The organism is Mesorhizobium sp. M5C.F.Ca.ET.164.01.1.1 (assembly GCF_004792125.1).
GTDB lineage: Bacteria > Pseudomonadota > Alphaproteobacteria > Rhizobiales > Rhizobiaceae > Mesorhizobium > Mesorhizobium wenxiniae.
Map to the genome: position 1 here is coordinate 1 of NZ_SRTG01000085.1, position 487 is coordinate 487.

The 487-nt window shown below is 61.0% G+C and carries 1 pseudogene; it reads right to left on the minus strand.

Features of this window, described 5'->3' with window-relative positions:
* Positions 1–31 precede the first annotated feature (31 nt).
* Positions 32–487 (minus strand): annotated as a pseudogene (locus EN807_RS37175) (MFS transporter); the annotation flags it as partial.

Sequence of the window (487 nt, forward strand, 5' to 3'; positions counted from 1 at the left end):
CCACCGACCGTCGTCACTCCCCACCAGGCGGTCAGCTGTTGCGGTTCGGGCCGAGCAGAAATACTGTCAAGACAGCGAGGAACGTGGCAACCGCGCTGTAGAGAAAGACACTGGCAATGCCCGTGTGATCCACCAATAGGCCACCGAAAGTTGTGCCGGCTGCGATGGCCACTTGGAAGGTTATGACCATCAGTACACCAGCGCTCTCGGCCTGTTTCGGAGCGGCGCGTAGCACCATCCATGTCTGCAATCCGACCGGGACCGCGCCAAAAGCAAAGCCCCATACGGCAACTGCAATTGCCGAGGTCAAGGCCGATGCTCCCATAGTCAGCAGCGAGACAGCGGCTACGGCAATGAGCAGGGGCGGCAGGGCCGCGACTGCCTTGAGACTGTGTTAGGTGAGGAATGCGCCCGCTAAATTGCCGAAGACGCCGGCCGTGCCAGAAGCAAGGAACACGAGCGGGATCGCCTTCTTGTCGAGCGGAAG